Origin of the sequence: Shewanella sp. LZH-2, assembly GCF_016859145.1 — a bacterium.
GTDB lineage: Bacteria > Pseudomonadota > Gammaproteobacteria > Enterobacterales > Shewanellaceae > Shewanella > Shewanella xiamenensis.
On record NZ_CP069350.1, the window covers coordinates 104854 to 123891 of the forward strand.

Here is a 19038-nt window from a genome sequence, read left to right on the forward strand (position 1 = left end):
GCATTTCATTAAGTGGTTTGTGACTTGAGTCGTATTTTACAAGCAAACTAATTGTTTTTATTTGAATTTATGAGTTTTGAGGGTCGCTATGGAATATCATTCACACGCTGTGGTTACTGAAATAAAAGTGACCCTTTTAGAACAGGGACAGGCATCGGAGTTAACTGATTATGTCGCCAACGAGGTGCGTGTGGCGCTGGTCTACAACGGCATTTCCCACACTGTGATGCTCGCCAGCCCTGAAAATCTCGAAGAGTTCGCCATTGGCTTTACCTTGTCGGAGCGGATTGTTTCCCATGTGAACGAAATCAAAGGGGTGGATCTGGAGTTCACCCCCGAAGGTGTGCTCATTCAGGTGGAGATCACCCAAAGATGCTTTATGGAACTCAAGCAGCAGCGGCGCAATATGGCGGGGCGTACTGGCTGTGGTCTTTGCGGTGTGGCTCAGTTAGAAGAGGCGGTTAAACCCGTTATCCGTGTGGACTCGGATGCCAGATTTAATATCGATCATCTTCAAATCGCTCTTGGGCAACTTAAGGAAAATCAGCATCACTTTAAGCTCACTGGGGCGACCCATGCTGCCATGGGCTTAGATCAAGACGGACAAATCATCGCCGCCTTTGAGGACATTGGTCGGCACATTGCACTGGATAAGTTAATCGGTGGATTTTCAATGCGTCAGGCACAGCGTCCTGTCGCCGCGTTGCTCACCAGCCGTGCCAGTTTCGAAATGGTGCAAAAGGCCGCTAGTGCCAATATCCAAATTCTGTTTGCTATGTCCGCCGTGACTTCACTGGCGTTGGAATTAGCAGAGAAAAGCAATATCACGCTTATCGGTTTTTGCCGTAATGGCAGGGCAACGCTTTACACCCACGGTTATCGCCTGTTGGGGCAGCAGTGTGTCAGCTTAGCTAAAGCCATTTAAGCGTGAGGCCACTTGAGATTGAAGTTGTCGAACGACTTCAATCACTCTGGCACACAGGTTATAAGCGTATTGCGCTTATTTTTTATAGTCTCGTTCATTAGGGTAATGACATGACATGGCAACAATTTAAACAACAGTATCTGATTCGATTTTGGGCGCCAATGCCTGCGGTAATTGCCGCAGGTATCCTTTCTACTTACTATTTTGGTTTAACGGGCACCTTCTGGGCGGTGACGGGGGAATTTACTCGCTGGGGTGGGCATTTGCTGCAATTGGTGGGTGCCAATCCTGAAACCTGGGGTTATTTCAAGGTGATAGGTTTACAGGGGTCTCCCTTAGACCGCATCGACGGCATGATGATCATCGGTATGTTTGGTGGCTGTATTGCGGCGGCACTGTGGGCCAATAACGTTAAACTGCGTATGCCACAGAGCCGTATCCGCATCGCTCAGGCATTAATTGGCGGTATTATTGCCGGCTTTGGTGCGCGCTTGGCGATGGGCTGTAACTTAGCGGCTTTCTTTACTGGTATTCCGCAGTTTTCCTTACACGCGTGGTTTTTTGCCCTCGCGACGGCGGCGGGCTCTTACTTTGGTGCGCGCTTTACGCTGCTACCCATGTTCCGTATTCCAGTGAAATTGAAGAAAGTCGATAAGGCGTCTTCGGTCAAACAGGATGAAAACCAAGCCAGACGGCGTTTTCGCATCGGTATGTTAGTGTTCGCAGCCATTATCGGCTGGGGATTATTGACTATGTTCAATGCGCCTAAGCTGGGTATCGCCATGCTCTGTGGTGTGGGTTTTGGCTTGTTGATTGAACGGGCGCAAATCTGCTTCACCTCGGCATTTCGCGATATGTGGATCACCGGACGCACCCATATGGCTAAGGCGATTATTCTCGGTATGGCGGTGAGTGCCATCGGGATTTATAGCTATGTGCAATTAGGTGTGCCGCCGAAAATTATGTGGGCTGGCCCGAATGCGGTGATCGGCGGCCTGTTGTTTGGATTTGGCATTGTGCTGGCGGGTGGTTGTGAGACGGGTTGGATGTACCGCGCCGTTGAAGGCCAAGTACATTTCTGGTGGGTAGGTTTAGGTAACGTACTGGGTTCAACCCTGCTGGCCTATTACTGGGATGATTTAGCCCAGCCATTAGCCACAAGTTGGGACAAGGTTAACTTGCTTTCAAGCTTTGGCGATAAGGGTGGCTTATTAGTGACCTATCTACTGTTGGCATTGTCGTTTGCGGCCATGTTGCTGTGGGAAAAACGTTTCTTTGCCCGCAAAGCGAAGCGGGATGAACAATTGATCGCGGAGGCGGCGTAATGAGTCAATATATTCCAGATTATCAACTCGATATGGTGGGCGAGCCTTGCCCTTATCCTGCTGTGGCCACCCTTGAGGCCATGCCGACACTGAAACCGGGGGAGATATTAGAAGTGATTAGTGACTGCCCGCAGTCAATCAATAATATTCCACTCGATGCCAAGAATCATGGCTATAAAGTGCTAGAAATTGAGCAAAATGGACCAACGATTCGTTATCTGATCCAGCGCTAGTCTTACTGCATTCAGTGTGGCTTGATTTTTTTTAAAATAAAATAATCACAACACAGTAAAAAGCGCTGCATTAGCAGCGCTTTTGGTTTTTAGCCTTGGCAATCAACGGGTAAATACTCGTCGGGAATACCATTACTGCTACATACCCAAGTCACATTATCCTGCTCGTCGACTTGTGGCGATAGGTACACCTCATAGTCTTGATAATCCCCTAGGGGTTCGCCGCCCACAAACCCGACTATGCCATCGGTGTAGAGATTAAAGGTGGCCAGTTGTGCATCCGTGAGCCCAAGGACTTCCAATTCTGTCGGCCAAGCTTTGTGGGCTTGGTAGTAGGCCGTTAAAGTATCTGTAATGGGCGTTAATGACTGATGTAATTGATCTATATGTTTAACCGCAGCATCGGTATCGGGAACTGTCAAAGTTAAAGCCGGAGTTTGATCAGTTGGCGCCTCATAACTTACCTCTGCGCCCATTTTTTCTTGGTATTCCTTATAGGCGGGAATCGCGACCGCTGCTGCCACACCGATAATCGCCGCAAGGATGATAATCCCGCCGCCTGCTGTGCCCATACGTGGCATAAACAAACTAAAGAGATAGGCAAATACACTGCGAGAAGGCGCCGTATACACTTTGCCTTGTGCGGTTGCTTGTACTCTTGCCATGCGTTTAGTCAGCCAAGGATAGCTGCTATTGATCTCATGGAAAGACATCCAAAAGCCGCTCGACTCTTGGGTTTGGCGAATATATTGATCGACATTCATCCGTTTCCACTGCTCAACCCCGGCGGCAAGTACGGCGACCGCATTGGTGGCTGAACGTAAGCTATTGCAGCAGCGCAAGCCGTGTAAATCACAGGTATATTCACATGCGCGAGCATAGGCGGCGCCGATCAATGGCAGCCAAGTGGCAAACACTAACAGCGGTTCTTTGCCAATATGGTTACGGCGAATATGGCCAAGCTCATGACCGATATAAAAGTTAATTGCGTCTTTATCCGACTCAAGTGCATCCACTATTGATGAGAACAGCACTATGTAGTTGCGGCGCAAAAAGCGGGTTGCGAGGGCGTTTAACATACCATCGGCGGCTAACAGATAGGCGCGCGGTGGTTCTTTAATCTCTAAACGCTCACAGCAGGCGAGGTATTGCTTGTGTAAATCGGGGAACTGCTCAGGGCTAATCTCAACCGCCGTTCCCTTTAAGTAGCTGATAAACGCCGAGTGGGTGAAGAGGTAGATAATAAAAAACATCAGCACATAAATCAGGGCGAGACCTTTAGTGGCTATGATAAGCACGGCCCAAATCAGTCCTGAAATAATCGCTAAAATTGTAAAGAGTGACTTTTCCTTCGAATAGACGGTATCGGTCATTTGAATAGGGTTGTCGTTCCCTGCACTAACCACTTGTTCCATGTTGATCCTTTTCCTAGTGAAATAACAAAGCGGCGTGAAAATAGTCAATTTCACTAGGAAATTCAATCTCTATAACTGGAATAACCGATAATTTACCTTTAAGTACTAAAAATGGCTTAAGGTACCAATACGGCGGTGCCATTTTTAATCGCGTTTTGCGCCAGTTCATAAACCTGCTTTTCGGCTATATTAACTAGCTTTTGGTGTTCATCGCCGAGTTGCTCCATCTCTTTGCCCATCACTTCCATCGATGCGCCTAGGCTTTCAATTTGCGCGTTACTCTCAGCATCTTTTTCACCTGAGGCGAGATTGACTAAGAGGTTGTTGGTTTCGGCACTGATAGCATCACCCTTTACTTGCATTTGCTCGCCTAGACGCTGCATTTTTTCGCCTTGGATCTGCATTGGGCGCACGGCCTCTTTCACTTGATTTACAAGGGCTGGATCGGTAATCACATAGCGGTTTCCGCCAGTCTTAACCCACAGGTAATCCGTTTGGTAAGCATTGCCTTGTTGTTTGAGTGTGTTCCAATCTTGGCTTTCACCCGCGCCTATCGTGAGCTCACCATCTTGGCGTACATAAATCCACGAAAAGTCAGGATAATTACTGCTATTGATTGAAATATTGGTTTCGGTCGATGACTGAGTGCTTGTCTGCTGTGTAGCCAAAATTCCACAGGGGATAAGTGCGAGGATCAATAAGCCGCCAAATACTTTAGTGCGTGTGTTCATAATGCTTCCTTGTATGAATAAGTGTTTGTGATTAACTCACCTGTATAAGCAGAGTCCATGCCAATAAAATATTCTTTATTTATCATTCACATGTAGAAAGTGTCCGCCTGGCGAGCCTAAATGTGTCCGCGCGTTCAGTCTCAATGTGTCCGTTCAGTGGACACTTTTGGGATAACCCATCAGGCTGCACTACACTTAGCCGAGTTTGTTAAACGCTGCTTGATTGCGGAACGGCATTGAGTGGTTATTTGTGGAGTAGTGCTGATTTTTGCCAGTTTGATGAGCGTATTTTGCTTAAGTCAGCTTAGGTTAAGCTGAGATGGCGTTAGCTAAGGCAATTAATAGTATTGGTCGTTGATATAAGGGACTCAAGAGTATGAGGTTAACTAAGATAATCAATATGCAAATCGCAGGAATAGCGGGGTTTTTAGCCATCGCCTTGAGTATGCCTGCTATTGCGGCTGAAAAGCCTTCCTTTGACTGTAGTAAAGTACAGCCGGACAGTATCGAAGATATGGTGTGTAAGGATGCGGTCTTAACTAAGTTAGATAAACAATTGGCCGAGGTCTATGCTAAGGCCACCGCAAAAGCTAAAAATGAACAACCTCCAACGTTAAAAGCGCTGCAACGGGGTTGGGTAAAAGGTCGCAACGAATGTTGGAAAAGCGATGATAAACATGCGTGTATTGAATCGAGTTACCAAACACGGATTGCAGAGTTACAGGCGCAATATCGCCTCGTTGAGATGACTGGCCCAGTATTTTATGCCTGCGATGGCAACCCTGCCAATGAAGTCGTGGTCAGTTACTTTAATACTGAACCCGCCACCTTAATTGCAGAGTATGGCGATCAAACTTCCTTGATGTTTGTTCAGCCAAGTGGCAGTGGCGCTAAGTATCAGGGGCGCAACGAAAGCCTATGGGAACACCATGGCGAAGCCAAAATTGTCTGGGGATATGAAGCGCCAGAAATGACCTGTACGGTCAAAACAGCTAAATGATTAAAAATTAACACCAAGCCCTAGGTTATAACTGACATCCCGAACATGGCGTATCGAGGTTTTAGTCTCATTGATATCATATTTGAATGAGAGGTAAATTTGTTGAGTCAGTAGATACTTAAGCCCAAATGTTGAGTCCGAAATATAATCAATGGTTGGTGTGTCAGGAAAGGCGATTTGGAGATCGGCATAGGTCTCCAATACGCCATCAAACCAATATTGTTTATAGTTGAGCGTGGATGCCCAAGCGTTGAGTTGATAGGTAAATATTTGGGTATCCAACCAAAAATGGTTGTACGTAACAACAAAGTCCAGTTTATCTCGTCCTATTCCCCAAAACCGATAACCCGGACCAATCGCGGCGTAATAGTTGCTAATTGGGAAGTCGAGTCTATCTTCTTGAAAATAATCTTCTTGCCGCAATAACCAATGTTCACTGATGAGGTAGTCAAGGCTGTAGTGGCCTTCAATCGTATTACGTTTGGTGGCGTTACCTTCGGTTTCATAGCGCACTTCACTTTTCAGGTTATGGCGCCATTGCAAGGTTTCGGCTGTGATATCGCTTTTTGCATGGAGTTTTTGGGTATTTTTGCTGTGGCTGGTGACATCGAGTGCGGCCTCAACACTGCCACTATAGCGCCATTCTGAGTCACTTTTTCGGTCTGAATACACCAGCTCACTAATGGGAATTTGTTTATTGTTAACCTGAACAAACCCATCGAGTTCGGAGGATTTTATGCTCACATCTTGTAGCGTACGGTTGATGCTCCAATGCTGATTTTGGGTGGTTTCAAAGCTTTTAATCGCGCTACGCTCTATGGATATTTTGGGGGAATAACTGGGTTTGATAACTAAGTGTGCTTCGTCAAAGCTTTTAATTTCGCCAGTGATTTTATCGCCATTTCTCAGTAACACAGTATCTGCCAGACTTTGCCCACTTAAGCCTGCCAGTAATATGGCTACAGATAACCTAGAAGAGTGATTTGGCATTAGTGGCTGGCTCTAAAAAATAAACAGTGTCGAAGATTTGGGCATTCTAGCCTATATGGCGCAGAGTAAGGCAATAACAATAGGCGAAGATTTCAGGAATTGGATGTTAGCACCCAATTCCCTATCTTGCTTAAGGATCAACGAGAATTGATTTCGGTGATTTTGAGATTGAGCAATTGTTTCTGCCAACGGTTTTTGTCAACGCCTTCAACCCAAATCACAGGGCTCTTACGTTGCTCGCCCTTACGTAGGTAGGTTTCTGGCATGCGGAAAATCGCTTCCCAGACTTCCAGTTTTTCGGTTTTGAGCAAGGTGCCATCGTCGGCAAAGAAGCTGGCTTCGACCTCAACTAAAGTCACGTGCTCGCCGCTGGTGCTGGCAAGCTCAAAGGTCAAGCCGAGTTTATCCTGCTTCCATTGGCTCTCGCTGAAGGTGACTTTAATGCCGTCTTTGGCAGTAGAGCCTAAGATCTCGGGTCTGGCGATGGCATTGGCGGTCAAGGTAGTGACAGGTTGGGTTGCTTCAACGGCGGATGTGCTGCTGGCTACTGCCGCTGCGGCTACGGCTGTTGTTACAGTAGAACTTGGGGCCGCAACTGTAGCAACAGCTGGCGCTTTAGCGGCTTTGGTCTCTGTGATGATATATTCCCAGGTAAAGTCGTCTTTTAGTCTGACCTGAGCGCCATTCTCAAGGGTAATGGTGGCCACATCGGCTGCCATCACTGAGGATGAGAGCAATAAGAGTGAACTAAGTGCGCTAAGGCGAAATGAGGTTTGCATTGATTTTCTGGCTCCGGTATCCATCTGAGTCAACATTCTGCCCTAACATAAACAATTTGCAGCATATTCGTCACTGTCTAAGTCGCGTTTTGATGAATAAAGCGGATTTAGCCGTAAGAGAGGGCAGACTGAGTTTAAGGTATGCGCTTAGGGATAAAAAGTATCTGGGCGTTGTCATAGAGTCGGATTGTCTATAAACGTCTGTAGAGGAGAGAAAAATGCAAGGTAAACATTGTACTTATGGACTCGTTATCGGCTTGATTTTCAGTGCTGTAACCTGGGCAGATGAGCCTCCTAAAACGGGCTGTGCTGCAAAATTAGCGACTATAAGTGCTGAGCTCACTGAGGCTAAGGCGGCTGGTCATCAGCACAAAGTGGCAGGGCTGGAAAAGGCCTATAGTGAGGTCGCAAACCATTGTGACGATGACAGCTTAACTGCCGAGCGTTTAGCTAAAATTGAGGTCTTAGAGGCTAAATTAGCCGAGCGCCAGCATGAGCTTACCGAAGCGATTGCCGATGGTAAGCCTATGGATAAAATCAATAAAAAACGCCAAAAGATTGCAGAAGTTGAATCTGAGCTTGCTAAGGCGAGAGCAGAGCTCGCACAATAACTTCGGACTCTTTCGGTTTAACCCGCATACCCTATGCTCAAAATGGTCGATTCAGTGCTGGAGTTATAACCTGCACTCAGCATGACATGCTCTGTTAGGCGATATCTTAGGCCTGCTTCGGCACCCCAATGTTTGGACTTATCTTCTTCCCACGAGGGTTTGCCATCGACAATGCGGGGTGAAATATTGTTGGTATAAGCTGTGGTGCTGATATAGAGGCTGCCGCCCGCATAAATGCTAAAGTCATTGGTTAAACTGTAGCTTAAACCTAAGCGCCAGAGGCTTTCTTGTCGATGTGATAGTGCGGGTTCTGGCACCTCAATATCGGTTTCACGACTGCGGGCATAACCAAGGTAATAACCCCATCGCTGATAATCATCATCGAAATGATAGGGCGCAAGGGTGATTCCGTAGAGATTATCTTCTGCGGGAACGTAATCGAGCATCAGCGCTACATAGGGAATGGTGGTTCTCTCAACTGATTTATCTGGCATCATCAGATGATTTGAAGTGTTATATTCCGTTGCCTGTAGCGGTTGGCATAGGCTCAGTAGCCCAATGCTAAGATAGGCGGATTTAGGTAAATGACGATACATGGGATGGCTTCCTTGGTAGCAGGTGGATTATTGTTCATTTCCTTTTGTGTGTGGTCAATTCAAAATGCTAAAATCTCTTTTAAAATAATTGGTTGTAAAATTTTTGTATCTTATGGTGAGTGTTTTTAAAGGGATATTTAACTGAGGGTAACCCAGTTGTTTCCTTTGTATGACTTTGTTGCGCTAGCGCCTAAATTGGAGTGAATTGTGGATCAGGAAATAAGGCTCGAAATTTCGGCATGGTTAACGGGTTTGGGAATTGACAGTCAACCATCCGACGGAATATCAACCAGCATTATGCTGCTTGCTTGCGTGTTAGTAGCGGCCATTGCCTATTTTATTATGCGCCGTGGGGTGATCCGCGCGGTTAACATGGTGATCCTGCGATCTAGAGTGACGTGGGACGATGTGTTTATGCGCTATAAAGTGCTCGAAAAGCTGGCGATGTTAGTGCCCGCTATCGTGCTCAATCTGCTGGTGCCTATAACCTTAACAGAGCATCCGGTACTTAGCGGCTTAGTTGATCGCCTACTGAGTATCTGGCTGGTGGTATTGATGATCCGCGCTATCTACGCGGGGCTTGATGCGGTTAATGAAATCTCTGACATCAATCTGGTCAGCCGCCGTCTACCGGTTAAAAGCTTTGTGCAGTTGTTTAAGTTGTTCCTATTCTTTGTCGGCCTTATCGTGTCCCTTTCTGTGCTCGCCGATCAGTCTCCTGTGTACTTCCTCAGCGGCTTAGGTGTAGCGACGGGTTTTGTAATGTTAGTGTTCCGCGACACGATTTTAGGCTTTGTCGCAGGGATTCAGCTCGCAGCCAACCGCATGGTAAGCAAGGGCGACTGGATCCAAATGGATAAGTACGGCGCTGATGGCGCGGTGGAGGAAGTGTCCTTAACCACAGTCAAAGTACGTAACTGGGATAAGACCATCACCATGATCCCCGCCTATGCGTTAGTCTCGGATGCGTTCCGTAACTGGCGTGGTATGTCGGAATCCGGTGGTCGTCGGATCAAACGCGCGGTTAATATCGATATCAACAGTATTAAGTTTTTAACTGAGGAAGATCGAAATCGCCTGAGTAAAATCAATTGTTTGAAAGAGTATTTCCCCGCCAAGATCAGCGAGATCCAAGCGTCGAATGCTAAAGTGTCGGATCTGGATATGATGGTCAATGGTCGCCATTTGACCAACGTGGGGACTTTCCGCGCTTATTTGCAGGAATACCTGCAACGCCACGATAAAGTGCATAAGGATATGACCCTTATGGTGCGCCAATTGGCACCAACCACTGAAGGCTTACCGATTGAGGTTTATATCTTTACCAATGATACCCGCTGGGCTTTTTATGAGGCGATACAAGCGGATATCTTCGACCATATCTTTGCCGTGTTGCCTGAGTTTGGTTTGCAGGCCTTCCAAGCGCCGACGGGTAACGATATCCGCAGTCTGAAATCGGTGAAGGTCGAGGGTTAGTCTCGACTGACGAGAATCGCGGCGAGGGTAAGAAATACGCCGCCGCTGGTTCGGTCAAACCAATGCAATTTGTTGCTGGCCTTAAGGCTAGGTGCCAGCACATTGGCCATCGAGGCGTAGATCATTACAAAGCTAAAGTCGACCAGCGCCCAAGTGAGGGCAAGAATCGCCAATTGCGGTAATTGTGGTGCGGTTAAATCGATAAATTGTGGAAATAACGCCGCAAAAAACAGTAAGTCTTTAGGATTGCTGATCCCTACTAAAAATGCCTGTTTAAAGAGTTGTTTAGGCTGACCATTTCCTTCTTTTTTTGCCACTTCCAATGGCTGACCGTGCTGTTTTGTGAGCAATAATTTGATACCCAAAAACACCAGATAGGCGCCACCACACCACTTGAGTATGGTAAAGCCGTATTCCGAGGCGCTGATCAGTGCCCCTAAACCTGCCGCCGAGGCCACCATTAATACCAGTGCTGCGCTGACACTGCCAAGCCCTGTGGCTATGCTGCGTTTTTTACCGAAATGAATACCGTGGGACATAGACAACATTGCAATAGGCCCAGGAGAAATACCAATCAAAACAATCGCAAAAAGGTAGAGTAACCAAGTTTCGGTCTGCATGTTTTGCTCCGTGTTAGATGAGAGAATTAGCGTTTGTTATCGGGTGAATAATCAGGGATGACCTTGGGATGACGTCCCTTAATGCTGCGGTAAAAGCATAAAATCTCAGCCATATCTTGCTCTATATCCGTGGGTTGCAGTGGTGCACGGATCACCACGGCTTTACGCGCAAAATCTAAGCCTACAGGGACAATAGCGACCTGCGCTTTGGTCGCGATATGGTAGAAGCCGCATTTCCAACGAGTAACAGGGCTACGCGTTCCTTCGGGGGCGAGTGCCAGTTTGTATTCGGACTGAGTGGCAAACAGTTGCACCGCAGAATCGACTAAGTTATTGTTTTTACGCCTATCAACTGGGCTACCACCAATCGCTCGGAAGAACCAACCCCAAGGTGGAATAAATAATTGATGCTTACCAAGGAAGTGGATGCGCGTAGCCAATGCACCGCGGGCGAGTACCCCAATAATAAAGTCCCAGTTACTGGTGTGTGGTGCGACAATGACAATGTATTTGGCTTGATTGGGGAGTTCCCCTTGGATTTGCCAGCCTGAAATCTTGAGTAGCCAGCGGCATAAATGTGTAAACATAGTGTGGTGCCCAGAGTCGAAAAATGAATAATATCATTAGCTTTTTTTAATTATAAATCGACTTAGACAAGATAGTCTGGGCCGAAATACTGATAATACAGTCTAACCTGATTGTGAGGGAGCGGTACTATGTTGCGACAAGGATTGATAAGAAAACCCATTTTGCAGTCTCTCGCGGCGCTTTTGCTGCTATTTGTTGGGCAGGTAAGTGCGGTGCCAACTGATGAGATTACCCAAATGTTAAAAGGTCAGGAAGATGCGTGGAATCGCGGTGACCTTGATGCTTACATGCAGGGTTATTGGCAGAGTGAGCAGCTTAGATTCGTCTCAAACGGTAAGTTTCGTTATGGCTGGGAAGAAACGCTTGCAGCCTATAAGAAAAATTATCCCGATAAAGAGGCACTAGGCGAGCTGAAGTTCACCATCAAAGAAATCAAAATGCTCAGTAACTACGCCGCAATGGTGGTGGGTCGTTGGGATTTAAAGCGGCAAAAGGATAGCCCGACAGGCGTATTTACCTTGCTGGTGGAAAAAATTGATGACCGTTGGGTGATCACTATGGATCACAGCTCTGACTGATATACTAAAAATCGGCTAAGCAGTCGGGCTGTTGCGGTAATTGGGATGGTAGGGTGAAGTGAAAATCCTGTTGTCCCAAACGTCGTCCCTTGCCATCGTATCTCACCTCAGTGAACTGAACTTCCCCTTGGGCATTTTGTAGCAAAATGCTGGTGGAACGAGTGCCATAGTCGGGGTGGCAAATATAAATCGCCGCGAGTCGGCGTTCCCACTCTAGCCCGACGCCAGTGTCGGGTAGCTCGTTATCCTGTGGCCGAGAATCATCCTGCATCAACCGTATAAGTGACTCTAGCTCAAGCGGTCCCGATTGTTGAATAAGGGCCTCGAGCGAGCGCTGACCTTTAGCCATTTTCGGCCAAATATCATCGAGCGCGCCATTGCTAATCGCGTGGAATCCTGTGGTTAATTTTACTGTTTCCCGTTTAAGACTGTTAAAGCAGTAGAGATGAGTCCCTTGGCCAAACACGAGATTGAAGGGTTGATAATTTTCAGCGTGTTCCACAAGCCAGTTAGGGCAGATCAGCGAGCCCGAACTTAATGCCTGAATGACAAGTTCGCCGCGGCTGCGCATCGGCTCTTGGGATTTTTGAGCCACCCTGAGGTTAGTGACTCCGGCAATTTGTCCCTGCTTATTCACCCCAAACCAAGTGCCGCCCGCCTGTAAATCTTTGCCCGCGAGCATATTCTGCTCAGGCGGCCAAAACTGTGCAGGTGCAGTAGGCCTGTGGTGAAACTCATCCCGATTCGCACAAATAATCAGTGGATACTGGGGATGAGTATTAAGGGCGACGAAAAGTATGCACATAACAGGCTAAGTTTATCCAAAGATGGGGTTAACTTAGCCTGTCTGTCGGCAAATGAACAGTGTTAGTGCTGGTGCTTATCGCTATGGGGATGGCTGTGGCCGCTAGTCTGACCGTGTGAATGAGAGTGGCCATGCCCGTGCACATGTGATGTTTCGGCTGTTTTAGCATGCGCGTGCGCATGATCATGGCGGTGTTTATGGCCGTGGGCCACAGGTTTTAACATCATTAAGCGGCGCAAGAATTTACGAGGCCCGAGGCGCAGTAAGCTGGCTGCAAATAAGGCTGATAAGATCAGCAGTGCCGTGAGGTTAATGGCTTCTGGTAGAGTGAACAACGAGAACCACATGGGCAACTTAAGGGCAGTAACGAGGGCTATGGCAATAATTGCCAGCAAAATCCCCCGTTGCGACCAGCCCATAAGTTTTAGCTGAGCGATATTCAACACCGGAGCGGCAATCAAAGGCAATACGATGGCCAGCGGACTCCAGCCGCTATAGGCTAAGGCGATTGACAATACGGCCGCGCCTAAATTGCAGAAGCGCATTGGTAAAAATACCAGCAATAGCACGGTAATCTGTAATATAGGATTACTTAGCGGTACCGAAGGGTGACCAATCAAGTTAACTAATACTAAGCTGAGGAGCACCCAAGGTGCGCTGCGATCAACCAAATGGGCGAAACCAAAACGCAGGGCTTGGCTTGGTAATTTAGTATGGGGATCGGTAATGTCGACCCGCGCATAGGCTAAATAGGCACTCATGATCAAGACGACTACGAGTTGAAACAGCGCTAACCAAGGGCCAAGCAATAGCGCCGTCAGTACTAGGGCTTCTGGGCCTGCTAAACGTTGGAACCAACGACGGGCGAGGCTATTGTCCTGTGGTGTTAAACCAAGCTGGAACCTTAGTGCTGCAACGGCGTAACTGAGTAATAGCACTGGCGCTATGGTCATTAGCCATGTTGTTAGCTGCTCTGTACTGTGGTCGTGATGGGCATGTTCGTGGCCGCCAGAATCCATCAATAACAGCATCATTAATAAACCAATACCGAGCAAACTGCCGATACCCGCCTGATATTCATACTGGCCTTGTTTATCTGTTTCCTGTTGACCATGTGGCTGATGTAACACAACATGCAGAATCGAGCCTGTCACAAAGGCTTGTAAATAAACGGTTTTATCTATGCTCATGTGTGATAAAAGCTGTTCGCTAGCAAAATAGCCAATACTCGTGAATAGCATAATGGCGGCAAAAATAACCAGCGTCCAACGAGCTCCAAGATGAGGTTTTAGTATCCACCAAATAGCAAAACCGACAGGGAGACGATGGAGTATAACGCCCAAGGCTAACAAAATAGAGTTGCCCTCATTTTGGGCTAATACCATAGCGCTCCCATCTGTGATGGTGTGCAGCAATAAGCCACTAATGCCAAGAAAAAGGGCAAAATTATGCGTAATTTCTGAGTAGCGGTGGAATAAGCGTTCACTGGCTGTGGGTCCCCACAGGCCGAGTACTACAAAGACGATGGCCAGCAGGCCGCCATGCTCGAGAAGTTCAGGCAGAATATGGATCAGCACTAATCCGCCTAAGGAGACGAAAATAAAGCCATCAAGTCCCTTCTGCAATCCGCTGCCTGATGCAAAGTAGCGGTAAAACAGTGGCCCGATTAAGAGTGCGAGACAACTAGCAAGAAGATAGAGCATGTATTCCACGAAAATTGGCTGAAAAAACGCTGTAGTATACCAGTTGTAATTTAAATGAGCAGTGACTTACAGGCAATTTACTCAAGCGAGATGTTGTGCTGTGGCTTGTAGTAAAAATGAATCAACGACTCAATGGCTTATGGATGATAGGTAAAAAGCCGCTAGAGGATCATGAAACGGCACTCATAATCCATCTTAAGGAATTTTCTAGATAATTTTTCACATCTGTAACGCGAAAAAGTTATACAATATGTGCTCATGTTGGCTTAGACGTTGATAAAGTTAAATGGATATATTTTCTGCTGCGGTAATGTTGTTTCTCATCATGGACCCCCTCGGTAATTTACCGATATTCGCGTCGATTTTACGGCATATTGATCCTAAAAAACGTCGTAGGGTTTTGATTCGTGAACTCATTTTTGCATTAGTGATCATGTTGGCCTTCTTGTATGCCGGCGAAGCCATCTTAAGTTTCTTAAATCTGCGATCTGAATCGGTCAGTATTGCCGGTGGGATTATTTTGTTTCTGATCGCGATTCGGATGATTTTCCCCCAGCCGGGTGGTGTGGTTGGCCTTGCAGCAGGGGAGGAGCCATTTATCGTGCCGATGGCGATACCATTAATGGCGGGACCATCTATTCTTGCCGCGCTCATTTTACTAGCGCATACCGATAGCTCACGTATGGGGGATTGGACTATTGCTCTCGTATCAGCTTGGGGCGCGAGTGCGGTTATCTTAATGTTTTATAAGCTCTTTACCCGTATGTTGGGTGAAAAAGGGTTAACGGCTGTTGAACGTTTGATGGGGATGGTGCTGGTAATGATATCGGTACAAATGTTCCTCGATGGAGTATCAAACTATATGAAAACTGCTGGGTAAGCGTATTGCATCAAGTTATCAAAAACCGCATTACATCGTTAATGCGGTTTTTTTATGGCAAAAAATCGCTGTTGAGGATGCTTGCTGAACCAACGCTGACAAAAGTATAAAAACCATCACCTTCCAATCTGTATCAAGTTGTTACACTCTTGGTGTCCTGATATGTTTTCACATCCCATTGAAGTTGGCTTTCCGATGAGGGAAGACAACCAATAAACAAACTTGCCATAGAGCAAATAGGCACTAGCCTTAAAAAATAGCTTGGCTATAACAGCGCAGATTGTGACGGAAGGAAGACGGTAATGCGAAGTACAAAGAGTATCACAGCGTTTGGATTGATGTTGGCCTTGCTGAGTGGCGCGAGTATTGCTGCGCCCAATCACACGCCAGCGGATGCAGGAGTCATTAATAAAGAGCGGATCCTCTATTGGCTGATTAAGCGGAGTGAAGTCTCAGAGGATGCCAGCGATAGCGTTAAGCAAGCGGCCGTTGAAGCCTTTATTGCTCGCGCAAGTTTCGCACAGCCTAAAGAGCCTAGAATGGTGATTGAGGCTGAGCATGAACGCCTGCAAAAAGCCAAAACATCAGCGGTGATGCGTGCACCCGCACAGCGTGTTTTAGCGGATGCAGATGTGACTAAAACGGTTAAGGTATTAACCGTGCTGATTGATTTTCCAGATTTAAAATATAATAACAATGGCTTAACAGCGAGTGATACCGACATGTATTACTCGAGTTATCCTGCTTCTCACTACAAGAATTTACTCTTCTCTACGGCTGGTTTTAGTGGCCCGCAGGGGCAAACTTTAGATTCGGCCTATCAGTATTACCAAGCCGTTTCGGGCAAAACCTTCTTCTTTAGTGGTGACGTTAAAGGTTGGTATACCGCTAGCCAAAATGCTGATTATTATGGCGCTAATGATGCTGACACTGGCAACGATGTTAACGTCACTGAACTGGTTAAAGAAGCAGTATCGCTAGCGGTAGCGAATATGTCAGCTGCAGAGCTTGCAACCTATGATATTGAAGACCCATATGATTTAAATGATAACGGTAACTTAAATGAAGCCGATGGCATTATTGATCATGTGATGATTTTCCACTCCAGCATTGGGGAAGAAACTGGTGGTGGTAAGTTAGGAGCAAATGCTATTTGGTCCCACCGTTATTACGTGGATCAAGGTACTCAAGGTTACACTTTACCGGGCTCGAGCAAAAAACTCTTTGGTTACACTATCCAACCGATCGATGCCGCGACTGGGGTCTGTACCCATGAATTTGGGCATGATCTTGGGCTGCCCGATGAGTACGACACTACAGACAACGCTAACAAAGATGGTTCGCCTGTTGGTTATTGGTCTTTAATGTCGGGAGGCAGTTGGACAGGAGCTATTCCTGGTGCGCAGCCGAGTGGTTTTAGCCCCTACGCACGTTCGTATTTACAGACAAAATATAAAGGAAAGTGGCTTAACGAGCGCGAGATTAGTTTAGACAGTATTCCTAAATCGGGTATGGAAATCACGCTTAATCAGGCGATAAACCAAGATGCCGTGAATCAAATATCGATACCACTTCCTGCGGCACAAATTGCCTTTAAAGCACCTTATCAAGGGAGTTACCAGTACTACTCTGGTCAAGGTAACATGCTGACAAACAGTATGAGCTTTACCACAACCTTGCCTAGCACCAGCGAAAAACTCACACTCTCTTTGCAGGCGAGTTGGGCAATTGAGACTGACTATGACTATATGCAAGTTAAGGTTAATGGTACGGCGATTGCGGGTAATTACACTAAGTCGATCAACGCAATTAACAATGCCCGACATATTATCACTGGTAAGTCATCAGACATCTCTACCGCAGTGGGCAGCGATGCTTGGGTTGCCTTGGAATATGATTTGTCAGCCTATGCAGGTAAGAGTGTCACCATTGAATTTACCTATGTGACCGATGAGGCGGCAATTGAGTCGGGGATCACTATCGACAATATCAGTATTAAACAGGGTGTAACTGAGCGGTATGCCGATAATGCTGAGGTGGCTGGTAAAGCGACTCTTGTGGGTTACAGCCGCATTACCAGTACTCGCCCTGGCGCCGCATCCCGTTACCTTATTCAATTACGCAGCCATAATGGTGTCGATGCGGGCTTAAAGAGTAAAGGGTTTGATCCTGGTGTACTGCTATGGCTAGAGAATGCCAGTTACAGCGATAACAATGTATCGGATCATCCCGGCCGTAGCTTGATAGGTGTGATTGATGCTGACCAGAATATGATTGGCACTCTTTCTACCGATGAACAAATCCGTGATGCGGCTTTTAGCATGGTAAAACAAACAGCTTACTCTGGGGACAATAACCTCGATGCGGTCAGTCTTTTTGATGATAGTTTGGATTACAGCGCACCACTACAACCTCAGTCTGGCATGCAACTGCAACAACTTGGGTTGACGATGCAAGTGGTATCTCAGGCCAGCGATAACCGCACCGCGGTAATTCGTTTATCCAATGCGAATGCCGAACCAGTTCCCATTACACCAAGTGATCAAGAAAGCTCTGGTGGTGGCAGTCTAGGTTGGCTAAGCCTGATGTTGCTCGGTGGTTTTGCGTGGCGCCGCCAGCGCCAATAAGAAGGGATTGTTCTAACGAAAAATGCCTCTGATATAGAGGCATTTTTGTTTTAGCTTAAGAGAGCTAGGGTTGTAGCCTCGCCATCGCTTGTACAGCGGCCGGAAGGAACATTTCACTGACAAACATTTCCTCTTCGTCATGGTGAAAATATCGGCGTCGGCCCCAAAGTTCATGCTCGACGTTTTGCGCTAAACTCTGTGCCAGTTGGGCAAGGCGGCTATCGGTGTCAAATTGGGCGATTTCAATGCGACCAGGAATGAAGCTATCTTGGCTAAATAATAATTCGCCGAGTGGGCGTGTACCTAGGCCTAAAAAATCGGCTTGGCGTGTCGATAACAAAGACTGAGGGATCAAGGTTCTGGCAAATACCCAAGGTACAGAATCGAGGCAGAGTAACACTTCGCGCACCCAAACGGTGTTTTGCTTAGGATATTCCCCTTCGAGCGGGGCACATTGGCCTTCACCAAGGATTTTTACTTCAAACTTATCGCAGCAGGTTTTGAGTTTTTGCGTCAGGCTTCCTGGCGCCAGTAACCATTCCTTAAGGGGAGAAGCGGGAAGATTTTTGGCATTATCGGCACAAAACCATTGAATAGATTCGCCATAGGGAAAGCTTAAGCTGGTCACATTCATTAAATACTCGTTACAATATAAGCAAACGTCGGCAGTCTACCAGATAGATTGGGAAGTTTCTTCCATTGACCATTATTGTTTTTAGGGAGCTGTAAACCGCGATGAAAAAATTATTATCAGCCTGCCTGATCTTGCTCAGTGCTGTGTTTAGCGCATATGCAGCCGACGAGAAAGCTCCACCCCCTACTGGGGATTTCGCCTATTACGGGTTTGAGCCCGAAATTGTGACTAACTATATTTCAAACCGCAAAAAGCTCGGGTTTGTAAAGATCAGTGTTGAGCTGATGGTAAAGAGTCCCGATGATTTAGTGATCGTTGAGCGCCATGATCCACTGTTGCGTGCCGCCATTATTGAGGTGCTGGGTAACCAAGCCGAAGAAAAAATTAAGTCTCTTACTGGCCGTGAGGAAATCCGCCGCGAATGCTTTGATATGGTCAATAATCTGCTGACCAAGGAAGCGGGTAAACCTATAGTAGTCAATCTACTGTTTACCTCTTATCTTTACGATTAATCCAGCCAAT

Annotated in this window: 20 protein-coding genes; 10 read left to right on the forward strand and 10 right to left on the reverse strand. The window is 46.9% G+C overall.

Translation table 11 applies throughout. The annotated features are described in order from the left end of the window. Window positions 1–88: 88 nt before the first annotated feature. From fdhD to yedF, 3 genes are all read left to right on the forward strand, one after another. Window positions 89–925, forward strand: a complete 837-nt coding sequence (fdhD, locus tag JM642_RS00480; RefSeq protein ID WP_172591176.1) for a formate dehydrogenase accessory sulfurtransferase FdhD — start codon at window positions 89–91, stop codon at window positions 923–925. Between the two features lie 110 nt (window positions 926–1035). Beyond that, window positions 1036–2250, forward strand: coding sequence for a selenium metabolism membrane protein YedE/FdhT (gene yedE / locus JM642_RS00485; protein ID WP_037416291.1), 1215 nt, complete (start codon window positions 1036–1038; stop codon window positions 2248–2250). Continuing rightward, window positions 2250–2483 (forward strand): sulfurtransferase-like selenium metabolism protein YedF, encoded by a 234-nt coding sequence (gene yedF, locus JM642_RS00490; RefSeq protein ID WP_011070517.1) that lies wholly within the window; start codon window positions 2250–2252, stop codon window positions 2481–2483. The genes yedE and yedF overlap by 1 nt, the downstream gene beginning before the upstream one ends. Before the next feature lie 89 nt (window positions 2484–2572). On the opposite strand, the gene JM642_RS00495 is transcribed toward yedF, so the two are convergent. Then, the gene (locus JM642_RS00495; protein ID WP_203432497.1) at window positions 2573–3898 is read right to left on the reverse strand and encodes a M48 family metallopeptidase; all 1326 of its coding nucleotides are present in this window, start codon (window positions 3896–3898) and stop codon (window positions 2573–2575) included. Between the two features lie 116 nt (window positions 3899–4014). Next, a complete protein-coding gene (locus tag JM642_RS00500) occupies window positions 4015–4629 on the reverse strand; it encodes a hypothetical protein (RefSeq protein ID WP_203432498.1) in 615 nt (204 codons plus the stop codon). A 376-nt stretch (window positions 4630–5005) separates the two neighbouring features. On the opposite strand from JM642_RS00500, the gene JM642_RS00505 reads away from it, so the two are divergent. Further along, a complete protein-coding gene (locus JM642_RS00505; RefSeq protein WP_203432499.1) occupies window positions 5006–5629 on the forward strand; it encodes an MliC family protein in 624 nt (207 codons plus the stop codon). On the opposite strand, the gene JM642_RS00510 is transcribed toward JM642_RS00505, so the two are convergent. Both JM642_RS00510 and JM642_RS00515 read right to left on the reverse strand, forming a co-directional pair. Beyond that, a complete protein-coding gene (locus JM642_RS00510; RefSeq protein WP_144376182.1) occupies window positions 5630–6619 on the reverse strand; it encodes a DUF481 domain-containing protein in 990 nt (329 codons plus the stop codon). It abuts the gene before it with no gap. A 137-nt stretch (window positions 6620–6756) separates the two neighbouring features. After that, window positions 6757–7398, reverse strand: coding sequence for a DUF3157 family protein (locus JM642_RS00515; protein ID WP_203432500.1), 642 nt, complete (start codon window positions 7396–7398; stop codon window positions 6757–6759). Window positions 7399–7616: 218 nt separating this feature from the next. Between JM642_RS00515 and JM642_RS00520 the strand changes: the two genes are divergently transcribed. Continuing rightward, on the forward strand, window positions 7617–8009 hold the full coding sequence (locus JM642_RS00520) for a DUF1090 domain-containing protein (RefSeq protein ID WP_047536483.1): 393 nt from the start codon (window positions 7617–7619) through the stop codon (window positions 8007–8009). 17 nt (window positions 8010–8026) lie between these two features. On the opposite strand, the gene JM642_RS00525 is transcribed toward JM642_RS00520, so the two are convergent. Next, on the reverse strand, window positions 8027–8605 hold the full coding sequence (locus JM642_RS00525; protein ID WP_203432501.1) for an outer membrane beta-barrel protein: 579 nt from the start codon (window positions 8603–8605) through the stop codon (window positions 8027–8029). 207 nt (window positions 8606–8812) lie between these two features. On the opposite strand from JM642_RS00525, the gene JM642_RS00530 reads away from it, so the two are divergent. After that, a complete protein-coding gene (locus JM642_RS00530) occupies window positions 8813–10081 on the forward strand; it encodes a mechanosensitive ion channel domain-containing protein (RefSeq protein WP_037416320.1) in 1269 nt (422 codons plus the stop codon). Here the strand turns inward: JM642_RS00530 and JM642_RS00535 are convergent. Together JM642_RS00535 and JM642_RS00540 are read right to left on the reverse strand one after the other, a co-directional pair. Then, complete coding sequence (locus JM642_RS00535) at window positions 10078–10701, reverse strand: LysE family translocator (RefSeq protein ID WP_088586484.1); 624 nt, start codon at window positions 10699–10701, stop codon at window positions 10078–10080. The genes JM642_RS00530 and JM642_RS00535 overlap by 4 nt on opposite strands. A gap of 26 nt (window positions 10702–10727) precedes the next feature. Then, window positions 10728–11288 (reverse strand): lysophospholipid acyltransferase family protein, encoded by a 561-nt coding sequence (locus JM642_RS00540; protein ID WP_047536489.1) that lies wholly within the window; start codon window positions 11286–11288, stop codon window positions 10728–10730. 129 nt (window positions 11289–11417) lie between these two features. Between JM642_RS00540 and JM642_RS00545 the strand changes: the two genes are divergently transcribed. After that, window positions 11418–11867, forward strand: coding sequence for a nuclear transport factor 2 family protein (locus JM642_RS00545; protein ID WP_037416327.1), 450 nt, complete (start codon window positions 11418–11420; stop codon window positions 11865–11867). 4 nt (window positions 11868–11871) lie between these two features. On the opposite strand, the gene JM642_RS00550 is transcribed toward JM642_RS00545, so the two are convergent. Then, window positions 11872–12672 (reverse strand): NRDE family protein, encoded by an 801-nt coding sequence (locus tag JM642_RS00550; RefSeq protein WP_055647610.1) that lies wholly within the window; start codon window positions 12670–12672, stop codon window positions 11872–11874. A 62-nt stretch (window positions 12673–12734) separates the two neighbouring features. Then, complete coding sequence (locus JM642_RS00555) at window positions 12735–14375, reverse strand: metal transporter (RefSeq protein ID WP_037416332.1); 1641 nt, start codon at window positions 14373–14375, stop codon at window positions 12735–12737. A gap of 286 nt (window positions 14376–14661) precedes the next feature. Between JM642_RS00555 and JM642_RS00560 the strand changes: the two genes are divergently transcribed. Further along, a complete protein-coding gene (locus JM642_RS00560; protein ID WP_037416335.1) occupies window positions 14662–15255 on the forward strand; it encodes a YhgN family NAAT transporter in 594 nt (197 codons plus the stop codon). 302 nt (window positions 15256–15557) lie between these two features. After that, window positions 15558–17882 carry an immune inhibitor A domain-containing protein gene (locus JM642_RS00565; RefSeq protein WP_203432502.1) on the forward strand — a complete coding sequence of 775 codons (2325 nt, stop codon included), beginning with the start codon at window positions 15558–15560 and terminating at the stop codon, window positions 17880–17882. Window positions 17883–17946: 64 nt separating this feature from the next. Here the strand turns inward: JM642_RS00565 and JM642_RS00570 are convergent, their stop codons facing one another. Beyond that, window positions 17947–18516, reverse strand: a complete 570-nt coding sequence (locus JM642_RS00570; protein ID WP_037416341.1) for a chorismate lyase — start codon at window positions 18514–18516, stop codon at window positions 17947–17949. A 101-nt stretch (window positions 18517–18617) separates the two neighbouring features. On the opposite strand from JM642_RS00570, the gene JM642_RS00575 reads away from it, so the two are divergent. Continuing rightward, on the forward strand, window positions 18618–19028 hold the full coding sequence (locus tag JM642_RS00575; RefSeq protein ID WP_037416344.1) for a flagellar basal body-associated protein FliL: 411 nt from the start codon (window positions 18618–18620) through the stop codon (window positions 19026–19028). Window positions 19029–19038: the final 10 nt, after the last annotated feature.